Annotated in this window: 4 protein-coding genes and 3 tRNA genes; 3 read left to right on the forward strand and 4 right to left on the reverse strand. The window is 44.0% G+C overall.

Annotated features, from left to right (window positions below; genetic code table 11):
• The 4 genes from B3R63_RS13705 to rnr all read right to left on the reverse strand — a co-directional run.
• Window positions 1-392, reverse strand: a 392-nt coding sequence (locus tag B3R63_RS13705) for a hypothetical protein (RefSeq protein WP_286731922.1), incomplete at its 3' end; no start/stop codon positions are given.
• 9 nt (window positions 393-401) lie between these two features.
• On the reverse strand, window positions 402-617 hold the full coding sequence (locus B3R63_RS13710) for a YheV family putative zinc ribbon protein (RefSeq protein WP_005018388.1): 216 nt from the start codon (window positions 615-617) through the stop codon (window positions 402-404).
• A gap of 36 nt (window positions 618-653) precedes the next feature.
• Window positions 654-2,693 (reverse strand): M3 family metallopeptidase, encoded by a 2,040-nt coding sequence (locus tag B3R63_RS13715; protein ID WP_414630844.1) that lies wholly within the window; start codon window positions 2,691-2,693, stop codon window positions 654-656.
• Between the two features lie 209 nt (window positions 2,694-2,902).
• Window positions 2,903-5,311 (reverse strand): ribonuclease R, encoded by a 2,409-nt coding sequence (rnr, locus tag B3R63_RS13720; RefSeq protein ID WP_286731971.1) that lies wholly within the window; start codon window positions 5,309-5,311, stop codon window positions 2,903-2,905.
• A gap of 267 nt (window positions 5,312-5,578) precedes the next feature.
• On the opposite strand from rnr, the gene B3R63_RS13725 reads away from it, so the two are divergent.
• The 3 genes from B3R63_RS13725 to B3R63_RS13735 all read left to right on the forward strand — a co-directional run bounded on the left by B3R63_RS13725 (window position 5,579) and on the right by B3R63_RS13735 (window position 5,910).
• Window positions 5,579-5,668: transfer RNA gene (locus tag B3R63_RS13725), tRNA-Ser, on the forward strand.
• 14 nt (window positions 5,669-5,682) lie between these two features.
• A tRNA-Arg gene (locus B3R63_RS13730) sits at window positions 5,683-5,759 on the forward strand.
• Window positions 5,760-5,833: 74 nt separating this feature from the next.
• Window positions 5,834-5,910 (forward strand) — tRNA-Arg (locus B3R63_RS13735).
• Window positions 5,911-6,159 lie beyond the last annotated feature (249 nt).

The raw sequence follows: 6,159 nt of genomic DNA on the forward strand, positions 1-6,159 counted from the left end.
TTAATCTGCTCTTCTTTAAGCTGAATCAGTTTATCTGCACTGGCATGCTGTTCTTGAAGAAGTGCCTGCTGCTGCTTTAACTGGTTCTGGATATCATCCAGTTTAGCAATTTCTTCTTTAGCCAGTGCTGGAGCCGGATGAACAGGTTCATTTAGGAGCTGATCATCGACCAAGGAAGGACCTTGTTTGGCTTGCTGAGGTTCGGACTGGTCTGAAGGGACAGCATTCATAGGCTTTGATGTACTTTGCTTAACTTCTACCGGCTGTGAGACAGCAGGGGACTGGTCTTGTAGCAACCAGAAATACAGCGCGATCATGACGATGATTGCCGTAATAACGCCGGCAATAAACCATAATAAGTTTGAATTATTTTTTTGCACTGTAACAGGCATCTTTACAGCCTACTGTTTCTGACGAGGCTTGAACTGGATTACCCCTACATCATCAGGAAGAGCAACCTCCTGTGGCTGCTCTATATGAGTAGGACGCCGATCTGAATAACCACATTCAATGCATTCAATCCATTCATCATCTTCGGTGGTCAGCATAATAATTTTATCCAGCGCTTCGCATTTTGGACATCTTACTCCTGCGATAAAACGACGTTTAATATTCATTATCCTAACCACACACTGATTAAATAAAGGACTAGTTTAAGCGGTTTTAGGGTGATCCGTCCAACCTTGATGACGTAATAGCGCGTCAATTTTAGGTTCACGACCACGGAAATTGACAAAAGCATCTAGTGCCTTATCTTTACCGCCTGCGGCCAGTATGGCTGAACGGAAAGCCTTGCCGGTTTCAGTATTGAAAATACCTTCATTCTCAAAGCGGTCAAATGCATCACTTGCCAGTACTTCAGCCCACTTATAAGAATAGTAACCAGCAGCATAACCACCGGCAAAGATATGACTAAAGCTGTGCTGGAAGCGATTATAGGGTACAGCTGGCACCACTGCATATTGTTCACGAATATCATCCAGAGCCTGCTGAATCTGCGGGCTATTTAATGCTGGCGTCATTTTATGAATAGTAAGGTCAAATAGTGCAAACTCGACCTGACGTAAAGTCTGCATGCCAGACTGGAAAAAACGTGCTGCCAGCAGTGCCTGTAGTAACTGCTCTGGTAAGGCATCTTTAGTTTCAATATGTTCACTTAACAGGTTCAGGCTCTGCTGATCCCAAGTCCAGAATTCCATAAACTGACTAGGTAGCTCGACTGCATCCCATTCCACGCCGTGTGTACCTGCTACTGAAATATTGTCGACTTCGGTGAGCATGTGATGCAGGCCATGACCAAATTCATGGAATAGCGTATTGACTTCATCATGAGTGAGCAGGGCAGGTTGTGTTCCGACCGGGGGAGTAAAGTTACAGACCATGTAACATACAGGCTTTTGCAGGTGTTCGGATTGCTGCATGCGTGAACGGAATCCGCTCATCCAGGCTCCGCCGCGTTTACCGCTACGGGCATACAAATCAAAATAGAAACCGCCCAGAACTTCGCCTTGGTCTTCAAGCTCAAAATAATGTACATCGGGATGCCATGTAGCTGCTTCCCGCTCTACAATCTGGATACCATATAAACGTTCTACGATCTGGAATAAACCACGAATGACTTTAGGAGCAGGAAAGTAAGGCTTTAAATCTTCCTGAGACAGATTGAACTGTTGTTGTTTAAGTTTTTCTGAGTAGTAAGCTGTATCCCAAGGTTTAAGCTCATTCACTCCATCTGAGCCGGCTATTGCTTTAAGTTCAGCAATTTCTTTCAGAGCGGGCTTACGGGCATGTTCAGCCAGTTCAACCAGAAATTTATTCACACTGTCTACATCGGGCGCCATCTTGCTAGCCAAGGAGTACTCAGCATAGTTGTTAAAACCTAGCAGTTTTGCCATTTCCTGACGCAGACTCAGAATTTCTTCCATAATCTGGCTATTATCATATTCAGGATGGTCAGACTGCTCTGAAGCGCGTGTAGTATAGGCCTTATACAGTTCTTCACGTAACTCGCGGTCATCGGCATAAGTCATAATTGCCAGGTATGCAGGCAGGTCCAGTGTTGCTACAGGCTGTTCCAGTTCACGCTGCTGTCCATACTGTTTTAGCAGCTCGATACTGCTTTGTGGTAAGCCTCTGAGCTGCTCCTGTTCAAGCGGTTTAAAATAGGCCTGTGTAGCATCTAGCACATGATTGGAAAAATCTGAAGAGAGTTGTGATAAGCGTGCAGAAATCTCTGCATAACGTTTCTTTTCTTCACCTTCTAGAGCAACACCTGAAAGTTTAAAGTCACGTAAGGCCAGTCGAATGGCGCTTTGCTGAGCTTCTGGCAACAGGGAAAAGTCAGGGCTGTCATGTAGAGCCTGATAAGTCTGATACAAGACACTATGCTGACCAAGCTCAGTATAATATTCACTTAAGGCAGGAAGTAAGGCCTGAAAAATCTCGCGTGTTTCGCTATTATTCATCACGGCATTTAAATGCGAGAGTATGCCCCAAGATTCGCTCATATTATTCTCAAGCGTATCTACCTGTTCCAGTATGTGAAGCTGTTGCTGGTGATTTTCTGGGACTTGCTGTAACTGCTTTAAAAAAGTCTGGCCATATTCAATCTGCTGTTCAATCTGCCGCTTTAAATGCTCAAGTTTGATCTGGTCAAATTGTGGCAAAGGTAAAGTTGCTTTTTCCAAAGTCATCGTTATACGCCTGATTTTCAAAATACTTGCTACTAGATGTAAGTCTTGTATAAAGGGAAATCAAGACTTGGCAGGAAAATAAGCGTGGGAATCTTGTGGCTGAGCATTAAACTTGCCTTTAAAAAACATGATTGCGATAAAATTTTTAATAAGGCTAAAAATGAAAAGGCAAGAGATTAGCTCTTGCCATTCACCAAAATAAAGAAGATTTAATCCTGCCGTGATTTGGCATTGGACCTGCGCTTCTTATCCTTTGATTTTTTCTTGGGAGCTTCTTTGCTTACAGAAGCCTTTTCAGCAGATTTTTTTCCTGACTTCTTGGTATAAGAGCTAGGTTTACTGCTTTTATTGCGTTTTTTACGGACAGGTTGCTCACCAGAGTCATCCTTGTTGCGTGCGCCGTGATTTTCTTCCCGCACCTGTGCAACGCGAGGGGCACGGCTACGCACTGCTCGTCCAGCATGAGTAAGTTGCCGAACCAGCTCAAAGTCAATTTTCCGTTCTTCAAGCTGAACACCTGCAACCTTAATTCTGACTTCATCTCCCAAGCCAAAAACTTGGCCACGAGACTGGCCAATCAGACTCTGACTCGGCTGGTCATAGACAAAAAAGTCATTTCCAAGCTGGCTGACATGCAGCATGCCATCAACGTACAGATCTTTCAGGGTAACGAACAGCCCGAATTCAGTTACAGCACTGATTATACCGTCGAATTCTTCACCTAGATGCTGCTGCATATAATGGCATTTTAGCCACATTGTTACACTACGGGAGGCTTCATCGGCACGGCGTTCTGTCTGAGAATAATGCTCACCTGCCTCAGCCAGCTGGTTGCCTGACAGGGCAAACTGTTTATGTTTCAAATGTGCTTTAATTGCGCGGTGTAACAGTAAGTCCGGATAGCGGCGGATTGGCGAGGTAAAATGAGTATAAGCTTCATAAGCCAGACCGTAATGACCGATATTTTCTGGTCCATAATAAGCCTGCATCATAGAACGTAATAACACGGCATGAATACTTGGTGCATCAATCCGGTCTTTTGTTGCTTCAATGACGGCCTGGTAATCAGCCTGAGTTGGCTGCTCCGGGAAATTTAACCCCAGGAGTTTCACATAATCCCGTACTTTCTGGGTACGCGAAAACTCTGGTGCATCATGGACCCGATATAACATTGGAATTTCATTTTTCAATGAATATTCAGCAGCTGCAACGTTAGCCAGCAGCATACATTCTTCAATCAGTTTATGTGCTTCATTACGGCTACGTGGCAAAATTTCCTTAATACCGCCCAGCTCATCAAATGTCATATATGTTTCGACAGTTTCAAATTCCATCGCATGACGTTTTGCACGTAATTCTTTCAGGACCTGATAAAGTTGGAACAGGGTATTAAGTGATTTGCGAACAGTACGATCTTCAGGGACAGCCTGGCTGTCACCGTCCAGATAGGCAGCAACCTGGGTATAGGTCAGACGTGCTTTAGAGTGCATGACTGCCGGATAAAATTCATACTGGGTAACACGGCCGGCACGTGAAACATTTAAATCACAGACCATGCACAAGCGGTCCAGATGCGGATTCAGTGAACAGAGACCATTAGAGAGCGCTTCTGGCAACATCGGCAGGACAAAATGCGGAAAATACACAGAGGTCCCGCGTTCTTCAGCTTCTTCATTCAGTGCTGTGCCCAAACGTACATAGTGACTGACATCAGCGATTGCGACCACCACTCGATAACCACCGCCCGGACGTTTTTCTGCGTATACGGCATCATCAAAATCGCGTGCATCTTCACCGTCAATTGTGACCAGAGCCAGATCACGTAAATCTACCCGGCCCTGACGGTCCTGTTCATCCGGCTCTTTAAAACTGGCTGCTTCCTTTAAAACCTCTTCAGGAAACTCATAAGGCAGCCCATATTCCAAGATGGTTTGTGGAATGATAATTTCAGTATCGGCTTTATCTGCCATTGATTGCACAATATGACCGGTAGAAAACTCTTCCCGAGTCGGATAATCATCAATGGCAACACGCACCATATCACCCAAGTTAATTTTGGCGTGATCGATCAGTTCTTTTTCCAGGGTAATCGGTTGATGCTGGTTTGGCATGGAAGGCTGAATAAAATATTCACCTTCATACATTTTCAGCTGCCCAATAATCTGCTTGACCCGGCGCTGGATTACTTCAGTAATAAAGCCCCAAGCTTTACCCTTGCGGTCAGTACTGGTCTGACGTACCCGTACCCGGTCACCATTAAAGACCAGACGCAGTTCACGTTCTGGTAAATACAAATTATCCTGGCCATCAATCTGTGCGATGCCCATACCTTTTGTATTGATATACACTGTAGCTTCATAAGTAGGCAAGTCAGCAACCAGCTGAAACTTGAATCCATCCTTGACCAGTTGTCCATCACGTACCATTGCAATCAGGCGGTGATTAAGCGCGTCAATACTTTTTTGGTCCTGGATTTCAAAATGCTCAACCAGGTCGGCATGGGATTGCGGCGCCTGTAACTGTTCAATCGTTTTTTGAATCAAAATACGACTTGGAATAGGATTGTCATAACGTTCAGCTTCTGCTTTAGCTTCAGGATCGACCCAATTTTTCATAATTTCGTTTGGCTTGACATCAGAAGATACCTTTAGCATAAGTCATGCCGGCCCGGACTGCACGTAAATGATTGCAATAATGTGTTTTATCTTGAGAATAATCGGAAACTAAGTACCTCAAAAATTATAGAGTGAGCATTTAAAGATCAGAAAAGTCTGTAAAACCCGATAAATTGCTTAAAAAATATTTAATTGAACAAAAAAGGCGGAAATTTTTTCAGTCATGGCTTGATGATTGGGAATTAAGTTTGTATTATGGCGGCTCGTTACGGTGAGATGGGTGAGTGGCTGAAACCACGTCCCTGCTAAGGACGCATACGGGCAACTGTATCGAGGGTTCGAATCCCTCTCTCACCGCCAACGATTACCTCAATGCGCTCATAGCTCAGCTGGATAGAGCACTTGGCTACGAACTAAGGGGTCGGGAGTTCGAATCTCTCTGAGCGCACCAATTTATCGGTTTAATTCCTATAAATATTTGAAGTAATTGATTGTAACGACTTGCCGTTAATGGCACACAAGTACGCGCTCATAGCTCAGCTGGATAGAGCACTTGGCTACGAACTAAGGGGTCGGGAGTTCGAATCTCTCTGAGCGCACCAACTTGAACATTAAACCGCTTTATAGCGGTTTTTTTGTGCCTGAAAATAATAGATTACTACTTTAATAAATTGGCCTTTAGCTACTTTGGAAATATGAAAACTGCTTATAAAAATTTTTGATCAAGAGTTATCTGATTTTCTCCAAAACGCTTACTAACTAGGCATTCAGATAAAAGTTGTTAAAAAAGACTTATAAAAGTCTGAAAAACACGTATAATGCGCAGCATCAAGTACGCGCTCATAGCTCAG

Origin of the sequence: Acinetobacter sp. UBA1297 (genome assembly GCF_002307755.1) — a bacterium.
In the GTDB taxonomy this organism is placed as follows: Bacteria; Pseudomonadota; Gammaproteobacteria; order Pseudomonadales; family Moraxellaceae; genus Acinetobacter; species Acinetobacter radioresistens.

What these genes read in the sequence shown, in the direction of transcription:
- B3R63_RS13710 (WP_005018388.1), bottom strand. Translation starts at nt 617, where the DNA reads ATGAATATTAAACGTCGTTTTATCGCAGGAGTAAGATGTCCAAAATGC.
- B3R63_RS13715 (WP_414630844.1), bottom strand. Translation starts at nt 2,693, where the DNA reads ATGACTTTGGAAAAAGCAACTTTACCTTTGCCACAATTTGACCAGATC.